Raw genomic sequence first — 19,836 nt, 5'->3', positions numbered from 1 at the left:
AAGGAAATTAGCTTGAAAGCGACTACATTAACCCGTAATTTTTTTCATGGATTGGCTGCAGTTATAGCCATCACTCTATTTGGATGTGCGCCACAAACTAGGACAGTTTTAACACCCACCGAGCAATTGAACGTTGAAGCGTTTCACTGTGGCGAGCAGTGGATGACAGAGGTCGATGATCTTTTAATAAGTGGCGATGGTAGCGGGCATGGTCCTGATCTTGGCAGCCAAGAATGGCAATCGGTCATTGAGTTTAAACTTGGTGTAAGAAGTTACTCGGATAAGCCCGACCGTGGCACGCAGGATTGGTGTCGCTATATTGACGAGCACTTAAAACAACATACCCTACATACGCCTACATTCGCTTGTAACGAGGTAAGAGCTGGAAGCATGGAAGCCGTTATTTGTGATAGTGCGGTGTTGTCTCGACTGGATAGCAGGCTCAATTCTGTGTATGAAAAAATTGTAAAAGAGCCGCATTCGAAGCAGCTTCAAGCCGAGCAAAGAGGGTGGATAAAAGGGCGTAATGCGTGTTGGAAATCTAGCGATAGCACGCATTGCTTGAAGCAGTCGTATATTCACCGTATTGCCGAGCTTGAGGCTCGTTTTGCATTAGTGACTAGCTCCGGGCATACGACGTATCTCTGTAACGATAAGTTATTATCCGTTTTTTACTATGATACTCAGCCACTAAGCATGGTCGCAGAATTTAATGACAGTGAAAAGCTGATGTTCATCGATAACTCCGCCAGCGATACTCATTACCGCGGTGGCGATTATCACCTTAAAGTACAAAGTAATGTAGCAATATTAACTTGGGGTTATTATCAACAGCCCATCCAGTGCAAAGTTACAGTAGACTAAGTTTAGAAGCACATTAGCGCTTCGAGTTGAAGCGTTAATCACCGGTTGAATGATAGCAAATCTTGTCGAGCATCATGATAATAAACGAGTCGTCTTTTGCTTTTCCTAAGAACTCCATTGCGTTAAATTCAAACGTCCCATCAGATTTGACTTCGTATTGAAGAAGAAAATCAAACTTTTCGCCTTCTTCTTCTACATAACCATCAATATTTATGTAGTTTCTGCCCCAATCGCTTGTGAGATAATCCCAAGTGAGTTCGGTAAAAAAATTATTCATAACTTGGCGAAAAGTGTAGTCGCTACACTCTTTAAACGGTGTGTCCTGCATTCTGTCAATTTCTAACTCAGCAGTATAATCGGCATAAGCTACAGATGAAGTGACTAAAAATCCAAGTGCAGCTAGGTTACGTGAGAGCGGTTTCATCATTTTTCCATTTTTATGTCTGACGCGAAATTAAAGTATATCAAGCAATATGAAATATTTTGCTATTCGAACCAAACTACTTTATTTTTGCCAGTATGTTTAGCCTCATACAAAGCTTTATCAGCATCATTTAAATGTCCTGTAATAGACATTTTTTCCATCTCGGGAAGTACCGCTTTTACACCAATGCTGACCGTGAGATGTATTTTCTCTTCTTCTGACAGTGTAATTTCCAAGTTGGATATAGATTCTCTGATAGTCTCAATCAATGCGCTAGATGATCCATGTGTGGCATCAAGCAATACAAATGCAAACTCCTCACCTCCCATTCGCGCGGTAAAATCATCACTGCGTAGCGCATCCTTTATGGTGTAAGCAATCAGCTTAATGGCTTTGTCACCAGCATCATGACCGTAGGTATCATTAATTGACTTAAAGTTATCGATATCTACCATACCAATTAAATAGGGGAAGGATATCTCACCAACTTCGGCGGCTTTTTCCATAAAGGCACGTCGGTTGGGCAGGCCTGATAAGGTGTCGGTCATTGCGAGTTCAAGCAGTTTGTTTTCTGCTTCTTGGCGCTCTTTATCGAGTTTAACCGCATAGTATAAACCAGCTAGAGAATCGACTAATGGTTGTAAGAATTTTGCATCTTCTTCGGTATAGTCAAAAAACTTATTCGCAAGTCCTATCATACCGACCAATTCGCCATTGAGTTTTATCGGCAGCCCTAAAAACTTAGAGATCCTTGGGTGTCCTTTTGGCGTGCCTTTCGACGCAGGGTGCTTGCCTCGTTCATTACTAATTACGGTTTTCCCTGTCAGGATAACCGACCCGAACAGATTATTAAAATCAGTAAAATAAAGATCGTTATCATAATACCGCTGTACCAATTGAGAGCTTAGATCATTCCATTGCATTTCTGAAATTGCATGAATAAAGAGCCTTGGCACACCGGCGGTATGCTCAAGCTCGCCGATCAGCGCAAATTGGCTATCCGCAATGTCGATGAGCTCTTCTAGAATTTCACGGCATGATTTAGACAGATCACCAGTCTTTAAATAGGCTGACTGTGCTTTACTGATAAAAGACAGTAATTGTTTTTGCTTTCGCTCTTGCAACTGCGCTTCCATCCGGTAGGTAATATCCCGGTGAGTACCAGCAAGGCGCAGTGCTCTGCCGCTATTATCGCGTTCAACCACTTTGCCATAGGTTTCTATCCACACCCAGTGTCCGTCGGCATGTTTCATTCTATAGGACGTGGTGTAGGCATCGGTTAACCCTTGTAGGTGCTTGGCTAGGTCTCTTTCTACGTGACTACGATCGGCTGGATGAATAAGTTGGCGGAAGTAATTAACGCTGGTCTCAACGTATTCAAATTCAATTCCAAGCATATCACACCACTTTTTATTAACTTTGTTGATATCTGCTGGAATATTCCAATCCCATGTACCTAGCTCCGAGGCTTCTAGTAACAGGCGCATCTGTCGGTTTGTCTCATTGAGTTTGTCTTCGGTGTACTTTTGCGCAGTATTTTCGGTAATAAAAGCCTGAATGCTTGTCATTCTGCCGTCGTGGTTAAAGTGCGCCACGGTGATCATACGGATCCAGATCTGTTTTGAGTCTAATGCCATCTCTAGCAAAATTTCAGACGCCTCTAAACCATCCAAGTGGTTTTGTAAGTTAAAATGAAATTTCTCAACACTTGGCTCGGTGAGTAAGTCTTCAAAATGCAATTCTCCGGAGCATAAGTGGAAAGCGTCAATACCAATTACGCGTTCAATATTCGGAGAAACCGTACGAATGCGCAGCCCATTATTATACTTCCACTTAATTAACACGATCGGTGAAAAACGGATTAACTCTTGATCTTCGAGGTATAACGAATAGTTCTTTTGTAGCTCTAAAATATTGGTGATAAGACCGCTAATTGTCTCGAGTAAATGAACATCTCGCTCGGCATAATTTTTCGGTTTGGTATCGATTAAACAGACGCCACCGATAGGCTTGCCGTCGAGTCGAAAAGGTACACCCAAGTATGAGCGAATGTAGGGCTCGCCAGTAACCAGTGGGTTATTGGCATAGTTTTCATCTAAGGCGGTATCTGGAACAAGTAAAGACTTGTTATGTTTGATTAAGCTCTTACAAAAAGCATCTTGCTCCGGTGTCTTGTCGGCTAGGATCCCATGTCTGGCGATCAGATGTTGCCATTGCCCTTCAATTACGGTGACTAAAGTAATTGGTACCTCGAAATAATCAGAGAGAGAGGTGAGTAGCGTATTGAGGTCGGCGAGCGGAAAGCTTGATTCGACTAAATCTTGTGTTAATTCAACTTTTGCAAAAGTATCCACGCCTACTCTCCATTATTTAAAAATGCAGCAAGTTGAGTGGTATTACTTTGTATCTCGTGAGGTAGTGCGGTATCGAGTAACTTTTCCAACTGAATTTCTAGCTCTATCTGCTTTCTTGGCAATAAGGATTGCTCAATGTTATCCAGTACAAACAGATAGTTATGGGTCGGTGACGGTAATATTTTATAGTTTCTGAAAACTTCTTGAGCCGCAGCTGCCAATTTCGCTGTGGTGAGTTCGCAAGTTGGCAACGCATAGTAAGTGAGAACGGGGTTTATCGAGTAACATAATAGCAGCTCGGTGATAACTTCATAGACGTTAATTTCGTCTGTTACTTCGACTTTTTCTATCGTGATCAGATAGAACTCCTCGTCTTTTGGATTGCTACGGATCTCACATCTCAAAACACCAAGAGGAGTGTGGTAGATGCCATTACCACTAAAGCATGCCGAGAACTCCGCAAGAATCTGAGATTCTATGTCTTTGCTGAGATTATGCTCGACAACTTGGCCTTCATTATTGATTAATACCCGTGGGCAATCACGCTTTTTTAGTTGTTCCTGTAAAACCGTTTTAAAATAATTATTATTGTATACGTCTATTGCTGCATTAACTTCTTCGAGTAATTTGTCGTTCTCCCATGGTTTACACAAAAACTTATGCGCAACCTTGCTGTTAATCATATCAATAAGCATATCGGAGTCGGTATAACCGCTAAGAATTAGGCCAATTGCACCAGGGTTTATTTTTTTGGCTCGTTTTAGAAAATCTCCACCATTCATTAGCGGCATTCTAAAATCAGAGATAATAACCTGAACGGGGTGCGTGTCTATGTACTCAAGAGCTTCAAAAGGATTATCAAAACTGACAACCTCTACCGAAGGCAGCCGTATGACTCGTTTTAACGCCTTAAGTATTGACGTTTCATCGTCTAATATCAGTACTTTGTAACTAACTAAAGTATTTGCTTCTGAGTTCATAGAAAAGCTCCAACCAATCTTGGCTCTTTTGATCAAAAAAGGTGTTGATCACCGTCTGATTGACTTCTTTATTGGTGATAGTGTCTATAAGCAACAATAGCTTAGTGGCATTGCAATCTGAGCTACCCGTTTCTAGGGCATTAATGAGCGCATACAATTGATCTGTGATGGCTGACTCGTAGCCAATTAATGTGGCTGTATAAAGGGCGATATGCAATTTCTCGATATAGCAACTCTGTGGGGAATGACATTGACTTTCGGTAATAAGCTGAGCTATTTCTGAGCCGAGCTCGCCAAGAAATAATAAGGATTGAACAAAAACAACGCGCTCAGAGTCAATTGAGCCGTCATGTAGCTTATGTACCAATTCCTTAAGTAATTTGACCTTTCTAAAATTAATATCGCTTAACTGCTCACAGTTCGCGATATCATATCTGGCTGCAACCATATTGTGATAACACACAGAGACAATAATTACAGACACTAAATCCACACCGAGCGTCTTAATTGCGGTAGAGAGGGAGTATTGCTTTGTCGATAATCCCACATAAGCACTGTTACACAGGTGGAATAATTTAGCTTGAATGAGCACCTCTTGTTCCAGCATTGCTTCAAGCTTGTGAAAATCTAAATCAATGTCTTCAATTTTACTTAGCAAGATAGGCAATTCGTTTTCAATGAAAGTTTCATTTAGGGCACGCTTTATTGCTTCACTTAATGGCAGCTCATTGAGTCGATAAAAAGCGGTGATCACATCATCGAATTCTTCTCTTCTAAATGGCTTAGCGACGATAAAGGTAGCAGAAATTGAAGACTTACACAGTACCTTGCCTGTGGTATCGCCGGTTAACAACACGGTGAGGACTTGTGGATAACGGCGCCTCACGATATTGATTAATTCAACACCGTTAATCGATGGCATAAGGTAATCACTCACTAATATGTCGATGCTTGCTAACGTATCTAGGGATTCTATGAATTGTTTAGGTGATGAAAAGGTCAATATTTCAGCTCCTTCCATGCTGATTTTGAAGTGGCGGTGGAGCGACTTCAACATTAACTCATCGTCATCAACGAGCACAATCCGTGGCACTTGGCTTTTAATAGACATAGTGAGTAAACTCCTCAAGCAAAACAGGTTTTCCGATGAGATATCCTTGTACTTCATCGCATTTTAACTGCTCTAGAATTTCAAGCTGTTCCACGGTTTCTATACCTTCAGCGACAACTTTTAATTCAAGGTCGTGAACTAATCGAATAACATTTTGGACAAGATCTCGAGCTGATTTCGAACTGTCGATGTTTTCAATCAGGCTTTTGTCAATTTTGATAACATCCACTGGCAATTTTGAAATATAGCCCAATGAGGAATAGCCCGTACCGAAGTCATCGATGGCAATGGAGAATCCGATTTCTTTTAATTGTAGTAATTTAGTTTTAGCTTGCTCGAGATTTTCTAAGACAAAGTTCTCGGTGATTTCTAACTCGAATTGTTCGGGTTTGAGCGAATACCTTTCAATAATCGAATACATGGTTTGTACAAAGCAGGGATCGGAAAGTTGATAAGGTGAAACATTCACTGCAACTTTTTGGATCTCAAGTTCTTCCTTTTGCCATTCGCACAGTGCGATACACGCCTGCTCAAGCACCCAAGTTCCTATTTTGACTATTTGTCCGTCTTTTTCTGCTAACGGAATAAAATAATCTGGTGAGTTAGCGCCAAACTGGGTGTTCTTCCAGCGAATTAACACTTCACAACTATTGATTGAATGTTCATTTAAATTAAGCTTAGGCTGGAACCTTAGATAAAACTCATCATTATCAACGGCGTTAAATAATGCTTCAGAGACTTTATGCTCATTTAGTTTTTCTGAAAGCAGTGATTGCGAATAACGCATATAGAAATCAGTGCGTGACTCGCAAACAAATTGGGTATAGATAACTAAGCTGTCTATTGCTTCCGAGAGTGGCTGCTCAGGCTCAATCATGGTGTACGAGACAGAGAACTTGATTTGGATATTTTTGCGAATGAAAAATTGTTTAATTGAGTTGATTAACTCATCTAAAAACTTGTGTACCTCAATTTCACTTTGTACTGAATCTAGCCAGAAAATGGCTTGATCAAAGCTGATTTTAAGCATCGAAAAATGAGTCGCTTCGCTCAATAGAGCATGATCTATGATTTTTTTAAACGTATCAGAATATATTGGGGTATTGGAAATAATATTCTTAACCAACAAATCTCGAATTTTCAGGCAGATCATGACAGAGTTATCGGTGCGATTGATATGTTCGAGAAAGCCCAGTTTGCTCTGATAGAAGTTAGGATATTTATCCTGCTCGCTGGAGAGGGGTTTAATGATAAGTAAGTAGCTGGATTCTGTTTTTAGCTTGAGCTCAACTTGGCATAACACCCCTGAGCTTTTTAGTGTTGCAATTCTGCGCTCGGTAAAATCATCAAGGCATTTATCACTTTCAAAATTAAACAGCTGAAAGAAATTGCCTTTATTGGCCTCGTTAAGCACTAACTCCGTGTAAGCGTAATTACAGTCAATGACATTACCTATGGTATTTACTTCGACTAAAGGCGCATTATTGTTACGCAGGATTTGGGTTTTTAATTCGTTTTTGTGATGGTTTGTGAGTGCCGCTTCTATCGTTGTGTACAGCTCTTCGTTATTCCAAGGCTTGGATAAAAACTTAAAGGTGTTATTCGCATTGATCAGCGACTTCATATCGTCATAATCAGCTTGCCCACTGAGCACGATGCATTCAATACTGGGATCATGCTTTTTCACTTCTTGGATAAGCTCTTGGCCATTCATGTTGGGCATTCTGAAATCAGTAATAAGCACATGAGGTTTGTGCTCTTGTATCAAACTGAGCGCTTGTCTCGGGTCATCGGTATATACCACTTCATAATGCTGTAAACGCAGAGTGCGTTTAAGCGACTTTAGAATATCAATTTCATCATCAACCAACATGATAGGTGCATTCATAGCTACCCCTGTATTAGCGCATTAATTTTTTCTAACAGAATAGAGTTATCAAACGGTTTAGAAAGGGCATCGTTGGCGCCCATCGCTTTAGCCTTTTCAAGTTCTACATCATTTAACGCAGAGACCACCAAAATCTTAATCGCTTTAAATTCTTCTTTTTCGCGGATAAATGAGATCACTTCAAAGCCATCCATTCCCGGCATGGAAAGATCGAGCGTGATTAAACTTGGTTTAAACTCAGAGATGGCAATGCCAGCCATAAAGCCATCCCCAGCTTCTTGTATCAAATAATCGTTGCCTATCACTCGTCGTATCGCTTTTCTATACTGGGGCTCGTCATCAATGATAAGCACCTTAGCTAAATCCCGTTCTTTATCAGAGTGTAGTCCACTTTCTGCGATTTGATAGTCGCTAATAAAGTCTTGCGAAAGGGGGATTTTGTGCTTGTTTAAAAAGGATAAAAAGTCTTCAAGTAAGACACGGTAGTTACCGCGTCCAGGAAGCTTATGACCTTTTAATTCGCCATTGGCAATCCAACGACTCACACTGCGTTGGTGTACGTTACAGTAACTGGCGATTTCGCTTGGTTTAAGTGTTTGCATAGTCTTTTTGCTTTAATTCTCTTACCTATTGGTATAGCACAAGAAAACTAATAAGACAAAAGCGACATTAGAGACAAAGAAAATAGAGTATGTTTATGAGCTAAAGGTATCAAGGCGGGGAGCCTTGATACCATCATGAATGTATAAACCTATAACACCATCGCGGCTATCCAGCCGAAGCAGAGTAGTGGGATGTTGAAGTGAATAAATGTAGGCACCACGGAATCCCATATGTGATCGTGCTGGCCGTCGGCATTTAAGCCAGAAGTGGGTCCAAGTGTGGAATCTGATGCAGGAGAGCCCGCGTCGCCTAATGCACCTGCGGTTCCCACCAAGGCGGCGGTAGCCATAGCAGAAAAGCCAACTTCTAGAGACAAAGGTACAAATAGCGTGGCAATGATTGGCACGGTTGAAAATGAACTGCCAATTCCCATGGTAATAAGTAAGCCAACAAGCAAAATCATCGCAGCGGCAAGTGGTTTATTATCGCCAACAAAATCGGCACAACTTGCTACTAAACTTGCCACATCACCCGTTGCTTTCATGACGGAGGCAAAGCCTTGAGCAGAGATCATGATAAAACCTATCATTGCCATCATCGCCACACCTTTACTGAAAACATCGGAGTTTTGTTCCCATTTAACAATACCAAAGAGGCTAAAAATCATCACGCCAACGAGCCCACCTAATATCATTGAGCCACTGTTATTTTGTGCGATGAGAGAAGCCAGCACCGCAGCGCCACCGACGATCATCACTTTGGTTGCTTCTTGGCCTTCCGGTACTGTGTTTGACTGAGTACTTTGCTGTTGACTCACCTCGTAAACTCGTTTTTTACGATAAGTAATGAAAACGGCAATCAACAGGCCAATCAGCATACCAAGCGCAGGGATCACCATAGCGTATGGCACGTCGAACTTAACCAATTCTAATCCATTATCGACAAGGTTTTTATGCAAAATAGAGTAAAGGTAAATTCCACCGAATCCATATGGCAACACCATATAACTGGTCGCTAAGCCAAACGTTAAAATACACGCAATCGCACGGCGGTCTATCGTCAGCTTGTTCAGTACGACTAATAGCGGTGGAATGAGGATAGGAATAAACGCAATATGAACTGGCACAAGGTTTTGCGACGCAATCGAGCAAGCCAAAATGATAACCATTATAAACATGCTTAAGAACGTTGAGCCTTCGCTATCATTAGCATTAACCAATTTGAGCAGCTTTTGCGCGAGGATTTGAGTTAAGCCAGACTTTGAAATAGCAACCGCAAACCCACCTAACATGGCATAGCTTAAGGCTATTTCTGCGCCACCAGATAGCCCATCATTAAAGGCGTTTAAGGTTGTCTTCAAATCTAAACCGGCCACTAAGCCCGCAGCTATTGCACTGACGGTCATGGCGACAATTACATTTATTCTAAAGAGGGTTAACCCCAACATGAGCAAGACGCCCAAAATAACAGCATTCATACTATTTTCTTGCCTTTCTTTTTATTGATTTATACAACCTCTTCAACTCACCAAGCTCAAGTTTATTAAGTGGTTTTTGTTGATACTGTGACTTTTCAATTAATTTATAAAACTGCCAAAGCGACGCATCTAACTCAGGAAACAACTTACATAACTCAACAATATGTTGTTTCGCCGTAGTGCCGCTTAGCTGCCCTTTGAAATCGGACACTATAGCATTGTAATAGACCAGTTCGATAGGGCGTTTATGCCGAGTAAGCTGCTTGCTAAGGTAAAATAGCGCAATTGAGAGCAAAAGCAGCATAAACAGGGAAAATATGCCGGCCCAAAGCTGACCATTGCTCCCAAACCACTCTTTAAACAGTGCGCCTTGCTTTTCTTTGTCAAAATTAATGACGACGCGAGTCCACTGATAGTCAAGCTCCTCAAGCTTTAATCGCAACCAATTAATAGATTGCCAATTAGACAACCCAATTAAGCTGTAGCCTAAACCGCTTTTGAACTCGCTCGATAATTGTTCTAACTGAGAAAGGCTCCCAGTCATGCGCTCTGGGGCAATCCAGGCGGTTGGGTCTAAGCGTTGCCAGCCAATTCCCGGTGTAAAATATTCAACCCAAGCATGTGCGTCATATTGATAAACGCTGTAATAGCCTTGATTGTCATTTTTTTCACCGCCCAGATACCCAGATACCAAGCGAGCAGGGATCCCCGCGCTTCGCAGTAGAAATGCCGCGGCAGAGGCATAGTGACCGCAAAATCCATTAAACGAGCTAAATAGAAAGTCATCAATCCTATCGCTCGATTGGGCTGTAGTTGGTGTTAGGGTATAGACAAAACCATTTTGCAAAAAATAGCGCTTCATTAATTCAATGAATTGGCTCGTTGTTGTCGATTGACTGTCCCAATCGCGCGCCAGTTGCCTTGCCTGTTGATTAATGCCGTCAGGTAATGCAGTGTTACGCCTATAATACCAAGGCCTTAACGAATCTTGGGGTTCAAAGTCAGTGAAATCGATTTGATACTCGACAGGTTTTGCTGATAGGTTTTTCAAATAGACCGTGCCAAACACATTACTATTCAACTTAGCGCTTTTCGAATAAGAGTATGATAGGCCGTACAACCAAGGAAGTTGGCTTGGCTGTGCAATAATGGTTGCTGCGCCAATCGGGTCTTTTGGCAACGCTCTGACATTGGTACCTTGATACTCAGAGACTTTCCATTGCCGTCCGTCAAATTCATCATGAATAATAGCTCTCCAATAGAAAGGTCCCGTTTGTCGAGTGTCCTCAAATGACGCCCGAAACACCAAGTCGCTGGACTGGGATAAGTTTGCAATATTGAAAGGATCTACATTCTCAGATAATCCTGTTTTTGCTTGATTCTGCGGTGCAGGTAACTGCCAAAATGCCGGGAGTTTTGGTAAAAAAACAACTAATAAAGTAGCCACGGGCAGCACCAATACCAATCCCTTTGCGCTTACCTTAAGCGCAGATTTGAACCTTAGGTTTTGCTCGAGATTAAGCATGATAGCTAAATTAACAGCCAACAAAATTAATACCAAAAATGCTGCAAATATACTTTGTGTAAAAAGAAATAAGCACGGGTAAGTAAAGAAATTCAAAATACATATTTGTGTAAATTGGCGGGCTTGCGTGGCATGCACTTGTTTCAGTAGCGATGCAACCAACATCAAAGCCACAAAAACATTCACGCTGTTTTTTAGACCTATTAATGAGGCCGTCGCAATGGCGCCGAGTAAAGTGACCAAGTTAATAAAACGAATGCTTAACACGTTTGGTTTAGTCACCAATCTCGATGCTTGCCACAGTGTCAAAACGGTACATAACCCGACAAAGCCGATACCAAAATCATCAACAAGAATAATGCTCAGCAGCCATAAAAATAGTGATGTGCTGTAGTACCATTTTGGGAAGCTAGAATTCACTTAATGCCTCCAAGCAACTTAGTTTATGGGTTTCACCTTGACCGAACGGGATCCTGTTTTGTTGCAATAACAGGGCATAACTTGTTTGTTGCTTGTCGGCGTCAAGCACCATAGTACAGAGTTTACTCAGACGTTCTTCTTTGCTGCCTGAAAGCTTAGAATAATCGAAAATAATGCGGTGTAAATCGGCCGACTCCGGTGCATTCTGTTTAATTAACATTTGGTCAGTCTTGGCGTAATGCTTCCAAGAAACGCGGCTTAAACTCATCCCTTTTTGATATTGAGAAAGATGGTCGAACTCAACTGAACGCTCTTTCTGTTGTATGCTTTGGCTAGTATTCGAGGCACTGCCGAAGCTAAACTCTGTGTCTATAACGGGCAATGGAGTAGGGTACACGTAGAAAGCATCGTTTGGTTTTATATACGACCAGGTACGAATAAGGCCAAATGGGAAGTAGCTGAGGATTTTAATTACCCCCGTATCATATACGCCACGAGGTAATTCAGGGGCACTTAGCTCGAGAACTTTTTCATCACTCACTTTGGAAATATGGGTAGCCGTTTGGTTGTATTCACTTGATAGTCTGAGAGATTGGATCTCTGCGCTAGATGAAATACTGAGTCTAATAGATGAACTATATGGGCTAAAATTAGCATTACTTCCCAAATATCGGATATTTGTATTGTTCAAGTTAAAAAAACCTAAAAATAGGGCGGCTATCATCATCACAGCCATAATGTAGGACACTGCAAGGATTAGATTATTCTGATAGTTGATCCCCAATACAAAATTAAGCAAAGCCACAGCGATAAAAAAACCGCCATCCTTAGATGGCAGTATGTAGATATTATTATGAGATAACTGTATTTCTGAGCCTTGATGTCGTTTATAAACATGCTGCTTAACTTTCCGTTTCAAGCGGTTAATCATGCTTAATGTACCGGTACGTTTTGAAAGACCTGTGTCTTAACTTCTACTTCATTAGTCGTGGTTACGCCAAGTCGATGGGCACAGACTGAAGTGAAAACCGCTTGAACGTCATCGGGTATGACGAAATCTCGACCACTAATAAACGCATATGCACGACTTGCGGCTGCAAGTGCGATGCTAGCTCTTGGCGACAAAGGATCGCTAAATTGACCTGAGCTGCGTGTGTAGTTAACTAAGCGAAGGATGTAATCAATAATAGCGTCACTTAGCACAATGTTAGGCACAACTTGTTGATACGCCAACAGTGTTTTGCCATCGATCACTTGTGGTGCTTGAGTCAGTTTTCTCGTTTTTCCAGCTAACTTAATTAACTGCGCTTCTGCCATTTCCGAGGGGTATCCCAAGCTTATACGCATAAAAAAGCGGTCTAGTTGTGACTCAGGCAGTGGATGCGTGCCAGATTGATGCTGAGGATTTTGCGTTGCAATCACAAAAAATGGGCTAGGGAGCTCATGGCTTACGCCATCGATGGTTACTTGATGTTCTTCCATGGACTCCAACAAGGCGCTTTGAGTTTTTGGACTTGCGCGGTTGATTTCATCGGCCAGTAAAACTTGGCTGAAAATTGGACCTGGATGGAATTCAAAAGACTGATTTTCTCGGTTAAAAATGGAAGTACCGGTAATATCAGCTGGGAGCAGATCGCTAGTAAATTGCACTCGACGATATGTCAGACCTAACACATCAGCAAGAGAATGAGATAGCGTCGTCTTACCCATACCCGGCAAATCTTCAATTAGAAGATGGCCGCGACACAAAAGACTGCAGATCGCGAGCTTTATTTGTTCAGGCTTTTCTAAAATAACGGTAGAGAGCGCATCGGTAAGTTTCTTTATCTCTTCATTCATGTAACCAGCTCTAAACGCTTCATTACCGAATCCACTTTATGTGCATTGAAAGGTTTAGCGATAAAGCCCTTAGCACCAAGTTCCCAAGTATTTTGAACATTCTCCATACTATTATGACCCGAGCACATGATGACATGGGCCACAGGAAAGTTTTCGTTGATGTAGGAAAGAATTTCGGTGCCATCTGTATCGGGAAGCTCAATATCTAAGAAGACAACACTGGGTTGTTTGTGCTTTAGTAGCGGCTTTGCGGAATCAAAGTCTTCACAACCATAAACTTCTTCAAACCCTAAGTTCTCCAAAATCTGTGTCAGAAAATCTCTGATCTCAACAGCGTCATCAATTATCAAGATTGGTTCTAGCGGTCTTACAAATTCCATATGTCGATACTTCAAATTACAAATTCAACCACATACTATAAAAAGCGAAACCATAGCTCAATAGAAAATACAGTAAACTTTTTATTAATGTCCGATACCGTCTAGTATTGGACATTAATAGATAATTTATTTAGCTCCTTAATACTGCTAATACTGGGATTTACTACATCCCATAATTTATATTATGTTAAATAAAGTAAATTAAAAGAGAGACTAACTTACTCTTTGTACAATCAAAATTTCGCTGGATGTTTATGGGCTACTTTTTGACCTGTTTATCCGTTTTCGAATGTAGAACTGACACTGCTGTTTCTAATGCTACGTCCTCACCATATTTGTCCATGTCGCCAGCCACGATTATATTTGGTTCGAAGTCTTCACGAAAATTACCATTTACGTGATATAAGCGTTCAAATCCAACTTCAACCCATGCGTCACTTTGAGCAAGGTCGAGACGTTTGATGCCGCCAAGCAAATCAGCCATCGGTGCGCCAATTACTGCGTCCGCACCCAAAGCATCAAAGCCAATTGTCATGCCTTCTCCAATACTGCCGGTCCAGCGCCCAGCAAGTACAACAAACGGTACCTTTATTTGTTGCTTTGCTGGTTTAGTGAACGCGTCTTTTAACTCTGCTTTGTTGAATTGTACAGCTTTCGTTTGCGTACGGTACTTTTGATACACGCTTGGCGCAGCAGTAAAATGTCCAAGTATGGGTTCTGCGACACCTGTATTCCCGCCGCTGGGTGTATTTCTAAGGTCAATAACATAACCTTTCACTTTACCTAAGGATTTTAATGCTGCTTTAAACTCATCAACAGTTTGGGTGTTGCCCATGGCGTTATTAAATCGAATATGACCAAATTCATCTATTTTTGCGTAGGATACTTTAGGTCCATTGCCTAGCGCATTTATTGCATCGTAACTTGCGGCAAGTTCGACAGTGACTAATTTTGTATCCCGTTGGAATTCAATTTCTCGTTTTTGATAACGTTTCCCTCCTAACGCAATATTCAGTGCGTAACTCTTCTGAGCCTTATTTAATTGACTCAATGGCACCTGCATTACGTCTTGTATGGCCTCCGGTATTGTATTGCCATCTACCCTTGTCACTTTATCTCCGGGTTTTAGTCCTTTAACGTCTGCATCGCTGCTACGTTTTACGTCAATGATAAGTGCGCTGTTATCGTTAAATTCGACATACATATCTGCACCCGTTGGATACACGCTGTAATCCTTTTCATTTAATGGACCAAGATTGAGATGCGGATCTGTGAAGTGGCGTAAATATGCTTGGCTTAAATCAATAAAGGCTTGCTTAGAATCTAAATTATTTAACTTATTCTCAAATAGTTGCCGGGTTTGCTGGTAACCTTTAAAGTCATCTAGATACGCGTAATGGGTTTGCAAGTTATGATCGAGCTCTTTCCAAGCATCCAACGCGCTAAAAGCCTCAGCACTTGCAGCAAAATTTGGCGTTAGAAGGAAGCTAGCACATAAAAAAACATTTAATTTCATATTTTTATGTCCTTGTTGTTATTATTTAATCCCAGTTATTTCATGCTAATGAAGCGCTGCGCTAAATGGAATGCGCTTACATATATCCGCTTCTGCAATGAGAATTTCTTCTAGGCGGTTATCTATCGTTAATTTGTCGAAATACTCGTAGCCAAGCTCTACAAAGAGATTTTTGTGTTTTTCTTCTGATTTGGCAATGGCAACATAAAAATCTTTCTCTTTGCCTTCAGGAAGCGCTTCTGCAACTAAAGAAAAACGTTCATGGCCCCTAGCCTCAATTACTGCGCCAATCAGTAATCTATCAATTAAATATTCGTCAGTGCCTTGGCGGAACAATGCGCGCATTTGCTTTATATAGGGGTCTTTTTGATCGTTCCCAAGTAGTGTACCACGCTCGGTTAAGATCTTAAGTACCTGTTTAAAATGGATCATTTCTTCTATTGCGAGATCAGCCATCGCTTTTACTAGCTTGATCCTGTCTGGGTAATGACCAAGCATTGCCATCGCCATTCCAGCTGCTTTTTTTTCTGCAGCGGCGTGGTCTTGAAGAAAGGTATCAAAGTCGGCTAGGACTTTTTCAGTCCAGCTAAAAGGTGTGTGATATTTTAATTCAAACATAATTCTATCTTGTATATACAGCTTGTAGTGAGTATAACAAACTCACGCGCTCGAGCGAACTTGCATACTAAAGAGCGCGGTGTCTTTATCTGCTTTGCCATTACGTGTCGATTCCACTTTATTGGAGTGTGAAAACCACTTCCATGCAGTTACTTTACCACCGATATTGACATGCGGGATGATCACTTTTTCTTGAGTCACGCCTATAAATTCGGCAAGCGTTTGCTCGGCATCAGCGGCGGTTAGGTTGACCGTAATAAAAGGAATATCATTCATTTTGGCGAATCTAAGCACCCTATCATGATGCTTGTAATAACAATCTTGCCAATAACCATCATCTTCAAAATGTTTGTCAAAATCAGGAAAAGTTTCCAAATAACAACGCTTAATGGTGTCGTTAAAGCCCCCTCTTTGTGACAGTAAGTTTTCTTTCATTGCCCTCATCAAACGCTTAATTGAGGGAAGCCATTGCTCAAATTCTCGTGTTAACTGGATTATTTTGGCTTCAGGATATAAAGCATATAATTTTTCATAATCAGCGAAAACGGGTGTGTCAGCAATAAATTCAGCGCAGTCTAATGCTTGCCTTGTGTATGCCGTGTGTGCTGTTTTGTATCCAGCACCTAATGCGGCAATACACAAACTTGTTGTGCCCGTTCGTGGTAAACCCGTTACCAAAAATTTGTGTTTTGTCATAGTTAGATAAAGTAATACACGAGGTTAAATGACGCTAAAATAAGTATTACTCCATATGTTGTCGCCATCGCTACTTTTCTGATTGAAAAGTTAGTTTTACCGAGCGCAACATAGTGTGCAATTCGAGAAAACAAAAAAGCAATGCCAAAAGCATGAAGTAGGTATGGGTTGATTTGTTGAGTTTCGAGTAACAACATCATTAACAGTACGAAAGGTGTGTACTCAATAAAGTTGCCGTGGATCCGTACTGCACTTTGCAGTTCATCGATACCGCCATCTCCTAGCGATACTTTGTGTCTGTGTCTGAGTGATATTATGTTAAAACTGAGTTTAATATAGATTAGTGCCAGCAATGCCGCATATAAACCGGTGATCATAAAAAGCCCTCCAATGGAGGGCTTAGTGTATAAGTTTAATTAGTTAACAGCTAGTATTACTCAATTAAGTAAACAGCATAAACTTCCGCGTTTAATGTAATTGCACCTGTGTTATACGCATTTTTGTATGCGCCTTGATCTGCTTCCATCGCCATTGCCGCAGAGCGCACGTAAGGCTGAACTGGCGCTTGCATTGGTTGGAATGAAACTGAGTACAGTTTTGCCAATTCAACATCAAACTCGCCGGCTAGCTCTTTAGCTGCTTTCTTTGCATCTTTGATGGCGGCTTTTTTGAGGCTTTGCAAATACTTGCCTTCATTTTCAACACCAAATTCCGTGTTATTGAACTGATTGATGCCGCTGTCTACAAACTCTTGAAGTAACTCTGGGTATTTTTTGATGTCTTTAAGCTTCACAGTCAAGCTTCGGCTCACACGAAAACCATCAAACTCTTCTTCATTTGATTCGCGATTGTAGCGTGTCTGTCTGTAGACATTCAGCTGTTCTGCGTGAATATCGTCTTCTTTAATATCGAAGCGTTTTGCGATTTCGATGGCCTTAGCCATAATCTTATCGACGTTTTCTTTAGCTGTGGGCAACGACTTTTGCTTTTCGGTAATGGCAACGCGGATGGTTGCAATATCGGGTTGTACTTGAATAAATGATGTGCCTTTAACATATAAATGCGGCGAGTCAGGCAATGCGCCTGCAAAGCTAAATCCAGATAAACATAATGCCAGTAAGCCAGTTAAAATTCGCATCTTTTGCTCCTAAAATGTGATACCTGCATATTCAAGCATATTTCAATTAACAACTACTGAATTGGATTTCAGGGTAACAAACTTTAACAAAATGTGCGGTTGTCACTTTGAGAAGTCATATGTAACGCTCTCAAACTTAGACTTACGAGTGATTAATAAATAAAATCGCCGCCAATGTGAGTTGGCGGCGATTTCTGTTTTAGCTAAGTAAAAGTAATTAGACGCTACAGCGTTTGTAGTTTCTATACTTAGGGAGCCAATAGTTTTTCTCTATCGCTGCCCAAATTGCGTCGTCTTCCATTTCAAGTGCAACGCCCTCTTCCATTGCTTTTTTAGCAACTGCAAAAGCAATACGTTTACTCAACGGTTCAATTTCAGTTAGTGCTGGTAGTAGACTACCTTTGCCGGTGTTAGCACGTGGTGATGATTCTGCAAGCATTTCGCTAGATACCATCAACATGCTATCTGTAATACGGTTCGCTTTAGCGGCAAGTACACCAAGACCGATCCCAGGGAAGATATAACTGTTATTACATTGCGGTATGATGATTGTTTGCTCACCATGTACAACCGGTTCAAATGGGCTTCCCGTAGCAACAATTGCTTGACCATCAGTCCACTCAATCACATCTTTTGGATGCGCTTCAACCTGGCGTGATGGATTACTCAATGGGAAAATAATTGGCTGCTCGCATCCTGCATACATCGCACGGATCACTTGCTCAGTGAATAGACCCGCTTGACCTGATACACCAATTAAAATGTCTGGTTTTGCACAGTGCATTACATCTAATAAAGATGCAAATTCACCACTGTATGTCCAATCCGCGAGGTTTGCTTGTTGTTGAACTAGCGCTTCTTGGAAATCTCTTAGCCCTTCCATGCCTTCTGTCAGAAGACCAAAACGGTCCACCATAAACACTTGGCTTCTCGCTTGCTCATCGGTTATCCCTTCTGAAATCATTTGGCTAATAATTTGCTCTGCAATACCACAGCCAGCAGAACCTGCGCCTACAAACACCACTTTTTGTTCAGAGAGCTTTGCCCCTTTAACACGGCAAGCGGCTAACAGCGAACCCGCAGTAACCGCAGCGGTACCTTGGATATCATCGTTAAAGCTACAGATTTCATCGCGGTAACGTTTCAATAGTGGCATTGCGTTAGGTTGTGCGAAATCTTCAAACTGTAACAGCACATTAGGCCAACGGCGTTTAACCGCTTTAATGAATAGATCTAGGAATTCGTCATATTCAGCTTGGCCGATACGTGGGTGTCTTGCGCCCATGTACATTGGGTCATTGAGTAGCTTCTCGTTGTTTGTCCCTACGTCAAGCATTACAGGCAGCGTGTAAGCTGGGCTTATCCCACCACATACGGTGTAAAGTGCCAGCTTACCAATAGGAATACCCATACCACCAATACCCTGGTCGCCAAGGCCTAAAATACGTTCACCATCTGTAACCACGATAACTTTTACTTTGCCTTTAGTGGCATTTCGTAAAATATCGTCGATTTGATAACGGTCTTCATAAGAAATAAACAAACCACGAGAGCTGCGATAGATATCAGAAAACTTCTCACATGCATCACCTACAGTTGGGGTGTAGATGATTGGCATCATTTCTTCTAAATGATCGCGTACTAAGCGGTAATACAGCGTTTCGTTGTTGTCCTGAATGGCACGCAGGTAAATGTGCTTGTTTAGGTTGTCGCTAAAGCTTGAATATTGCTGATAACAACGCTCGACTTGCTCTTCAATTGTTTCATAACGAGGAGGTAGTAGTCCTGCTAAGTTGAAATTTTCACGCTCGCGTTGAGAGAATGCACTCCCTTTGTTAAGCAGTGGTGTTTCTAATAGTGTAGGACCTGAATAGGGAATGTAGAGATAATTTGGATCGGTTTGTTTAGTCATATTTACAAGCTTGACACTAATTTTTTAGTCTAAGGGTTCATTATTGTCGAAAAGGATTAAATTACAATGAATTTAGTGCTCATCAGACCAT

Annotated in this window: 18 protein-coding genes; 1 reads left to right on the top strand and 17 read right to left on the bottom strand. The window is 41.4% G+C overall.

What is annotated here, in order from left to right:
* Window positions 1-12 precede the first annotated feature (12 nt).
* Window positions 13-864 (top strand): lysozyme inhibitor LprI family protein, encoded by an 852-nt coding sequence (locus tag PPIS_RS05480; protein WP_010372821.1) that lies wholly within the window; start codon window positions 13-15, stop codon window positions 862-864.
* A 34-nt stretch (window positions 865-898) separates the two neighbouring features.
* Here PPIS_RS05480 and PPIS_RS05475 read toward each other — a convergent pair whose 3' ends face one another.
* The 17 genes from PPIS_RS05475 to PPIS_RS05395 form a co-directional block, all read right to left on the bottom strand.
* Window positions 899-1,291 (bottom strand): hypothetical protein, encoded by a 393-nt coding sequence (locus PPIS_RS05475; protein ID WP_232288044.1) that lies wholly within the window; start codon window positions 1,289-1,291, stop codon window positions 899-901.
* Window positions 1,292-1,350: 59 nt separating this feature from the next.
* The gene (locus PPIS_RS05470; RefSeq protein WP_010372826.1) at window positions 1,351-3,642 is read right to left on the bottom strand and encodes a sensor domain-containing diguanylate cyclase; all 2,292 of its coding nucleotides are present in this window, start codon (window positions 3,640-3,642) and stop codon (window positions 1,351-1,353) included.
* Window positions 3,643-3,644: 2 nt separating this feature from the next.
* Window positions 3,645-4,622, bottom strand: a complete 978-nt coding sequence (locus tag PPIS_RS05465) for a response regulator (RefSeq protein ID WP_010372831.1) — start codon at window positions 4,620-4,622, stop codon at window positions 3,645-3,647.
* Window positions 4,594-5,733: a response regulator gene (locus tag PPIS_RS05460; protein ID WP_010372833.1), complete on the bottom strand. Its 1,140-nt coding sequence runs from the start codon at window positions 5,731-5,733 to the stop codon at window positions 4,594-4,596. The genes PPIS_RS05465 and PPIS_RS05460 overlap by 29 nt, the downstream gene beginning before the upstream one ends.
* Window positions 5,723-7,621: an EAL domain-containing response regulator gene (locus tag PPIS_RS05455; protein ID WP_010372837.1), complete on the bottom strand. Its 1,899-nt coding sequence runs from the start codon at window positions 7,619-7,621 to the stop codon at window positions 5,723-5,725. Before PPIS_RS05455 ends, PPIS_RS05460 begins: the two co-directional genes overlap by 11 nt.
* A gap of 2 nt (window positions 7,622-7,623) precedes the next feature.
* Window positions 7,624-8,223, bottom strand: a complete 600-nt coding sequence (locus PPIS_RS05450) for a response regulator (RefSeq protein ID WP_010372839.1) — start codon at window positions 8,221-8,223, stop codon at window positions 7,624-7,626.
* A gap of 149 nt (window positions 8,224-8,372) precedes the next feature.
* Window positions 8,373-9,701 carry a Na+/H+ antiporter family protein gene (locus PPIS_RS05445; protein WP_010372843.1) on the bottom strand — a complete coding sequence of 443 codons (1,329 nt, stop codon included), beginning with the start codon at window positions 9,699-9,701 and terminating at the stop codon, window positions 8,373-8,375.
* Between the two features lies 1 nt (window position 9,702).
* Window positions 9,703-11,646, bottom strand: a complete 1,944-nt coding sequence (locus tag PPIS_RS05440) for a transglutaminase TgpA family protein (protein ID WP_010372846.1) — start codon at window positions 11,644-11,646, stop codon at window positions 9,703-9,705.
* Complete coding sequence (locus PPIS_RS05435; protein WP_248694149.1) at window positions 11,636-12,565, bottom strand: DUF58 domain-containing protein; 930 nt, start codon at window positions 12,563-12,565, stop codon at window positions 11,636-11,638. The genes PPIS_RS05440 and PPIS_RS05435 overlap by 11 nt, the downstream gene beginning before the upstream one ends.
* Before the next feature lie 14 nt (window positions 12,566-12,579).
* Window positions 12,580-13,485, bottom strand: a complete 906-nt coding sequence (locus tag PPIS_RS05430; protein WP_010372853.1) for an AAA family ATPase — start codon at window positions 13,483-13,485, stop codon at window positions 12,580-12,582.
* Window positions 13,482-13,865 (bottom strand): response regulator, encoded by a 384-nt coding sequence (locus tag PPIS_RS05425; RefSeq protein WP_010372856.1) that lies wholly within the window; start codon window positions 13,863-13,865, stop codon window positions 13,482-13,484. Before PPIS_RS05425 ends, PPIS_RS05430 begins: the two co-directional genes overlap by 4 nt.
* Window positions 13,866-14,124: 259 nt before the next feature.
* Window positions 14,125-15,381 carry a S41 family peptidase gene (locus PPIS_RS05420; protein WP_010372860.1) on the bottom strand — a complete coding sequence of 419 codons (1,257 nt, stop codon included), beginning with the start codon at window positions 15,379-15,381 and terminating at the stop codon, window positions 14,125-14,127.
* Between the two features lie 45 nt (window positions 15,382-15,426).
* Window positions 15,427-15,999 (bottom strand): MiaE family protein, encoded by a 573-nt coding sequence (locus PPIS_RS05415; protein ID WP_010372863.1) that lies wholly within the window; start codon window positions 15,997-15,999, stop codon window positions 15,427-15,429.
* A 42-nt stretch (window positions 16,000-16,041) separates the two neighbouring features.
* Complete coding sequence (locus tag PPIS_RS05410) at window positions 16,042-16,695, bottom strand: sulfotransferase family protein (RefSeq protein WP_010372865.1); 654 nt, start codon at window positions 16,693-16,695, stop codon at window positions 16,042-16,044.
* Window positions 16,696-16,697: 2 nt separating this feature from the next.
* Window positions 16,698-17,072: an MAPEG family protein gene (locus PPIS_RS05405; protein WP_010372867.1), complete on the bottom strand. Its 375-nt coding sequence runs from the start codon at window positions 17,070-17,072 to the stop codon at window positions 16,698-16,700.
* A 56-nt stretch (window positions 17,073-17,128) separates the two neighbouring features.
* Window positions 17,129-17,833, bottom strand: coding sequence for an SIMPL domain-containing protein (locus PPIS_RS05400; protein ID WP_010372871.1), 705 nt, complete (start codon window positions 17,831-17,833; stop codon window positions 17,129-17,131).
* A gap of 217 nt (window positions 17,834-18,050) precedes the next feature.
* Window positions 18,051-19,745, bottom strand: a complete 1,695-nt coding sequence (locus PPIS_RS05395) for an NAD-dependent malic enzyme (protein ID WP_010372873.1) — start codon at window positions 19,743-19,745, stop codon at window positions 18,051-18,053.
* Between the last annotated feature and the right edge of the window lie 91 nt (window positions 19,746-19,836).

It is taken from the genome of Pseudoalteromonas piscicida (assembly GCF_000238315.3).
In the GTDB taxonomy this organism is placed as follows: Bacteria; Pseudomonadota; Gammaproteobacteria; order Enterobacterales; family Alteromonadaceae; genus Pseudoalteromonas; species Pseudoalteromonas piscicida.
Note: the sequence above shows the minus strand (reverse complement) of the source record. Positions and strands in the feature narration are given on the sequence as shown.

Excerpts from the sequence above, each read along its gene's own strand:
- PPIS_RS05475 (WP_232288044.1), bottom strand. The coding sequence starts at position 1,291 with ATGATGAAACCGCTCTCACGTAACCTAGCTGCACTTGGATTTTTAGTC.
- PPIS_RS05465 (WP_010372831.1), bottom strand. The coding sequence starts at position 4,622 with ATGAACTCAGAAGCAAATACTTTAGTTAGTTACAAAGTACTGATATTA.
- PPIS_RS05460 (WP_010372833.1), bottom strand. The coding sequence starts at position 5,733 with ATGTCTATTAAAAGCCAAGTGCCACGGATTGTGCTCGTTGATGACGAT.
- PPIS_RS05455 (WP_010372837.1), bottom strand. The coding sequence starts at position 7,621 with ATGAATGCACCTATCATGTTGGTTGATGATGAAATTGATATTCTAAAG.
- PPIS_RS05450 (WP_010372839.1), bottom strand. The coding sequence starts at position 8,223 with ATGCAAACACTTAAACCAAGCGAAATCGCCAGTTACTGTAACGTACAC.
- PPIS_RS05445 (WP_010372843.1), bottom strand. The coding sequence starts at position 9,701 with ATGAATGCTGTTATTTTGGGCGTCTTGCTCATGTTGGGGTTAACCCTC.
- PPIS_RS05430 (WP_010372853.1), bottom strand. The coding sequence starts at position 13,485 with ATGAATGAAGAGATAAAGAAACTTACCGATGCGCTCTCTACCGTTATT.
- PPIS_RS05425 (WP_010372856.1), bottom strand. The coding sequence starts at position 13,865 with ATGGAATTTGTAAGACCGCTAGAACCAATCTTGATAATTGATGACGCT.
- PPIS_RS05420 (WP_010372860.1), bottom strand. The coding sequence starts at position 15,381 with ATGAAATTAAATGTTTTTTTATGTGCTAGCTTCCTTCTAACGCCAAAT.
- PPIS_RS05415 (WP_010372863.1), bottom strand. The coding sequence starts at position 15,999 with ATGTTTGAATTAAAATATCACACACCTTTTAGCTGGACTGAAAAAGTC.
- PPIS_RS05410 (WP_010372865.1), bottom strand. The coding sequence starts at position 16,695 with ATGACAAAACACAAATTTTTGGTAACGGGTTTACCACGAACGGGCACA.
- PPIS_RS05405 (WP_010372867.1), bottom strand. The coding sequence starts at position 17,072 with ATGATCACCGGTTTATATGCGGCATTGCTGGCACTAATCTATATTAAA.
- PPIS_RS05400 (WP_010372871.1), bottom strand. The coding sequence starts at position 17,833 with ATGCGAATTTTAACTGGCTTACTGGCATTATGTTTATCTGGATTTAGC.
- PPIS_RS05395 (WP_010372873.1), bottom strand. The coding sequence starts at position 19,745 with ATGACTAAACAAACCGATCCAAATTATCTCTACATTCCCTATTCAGGT.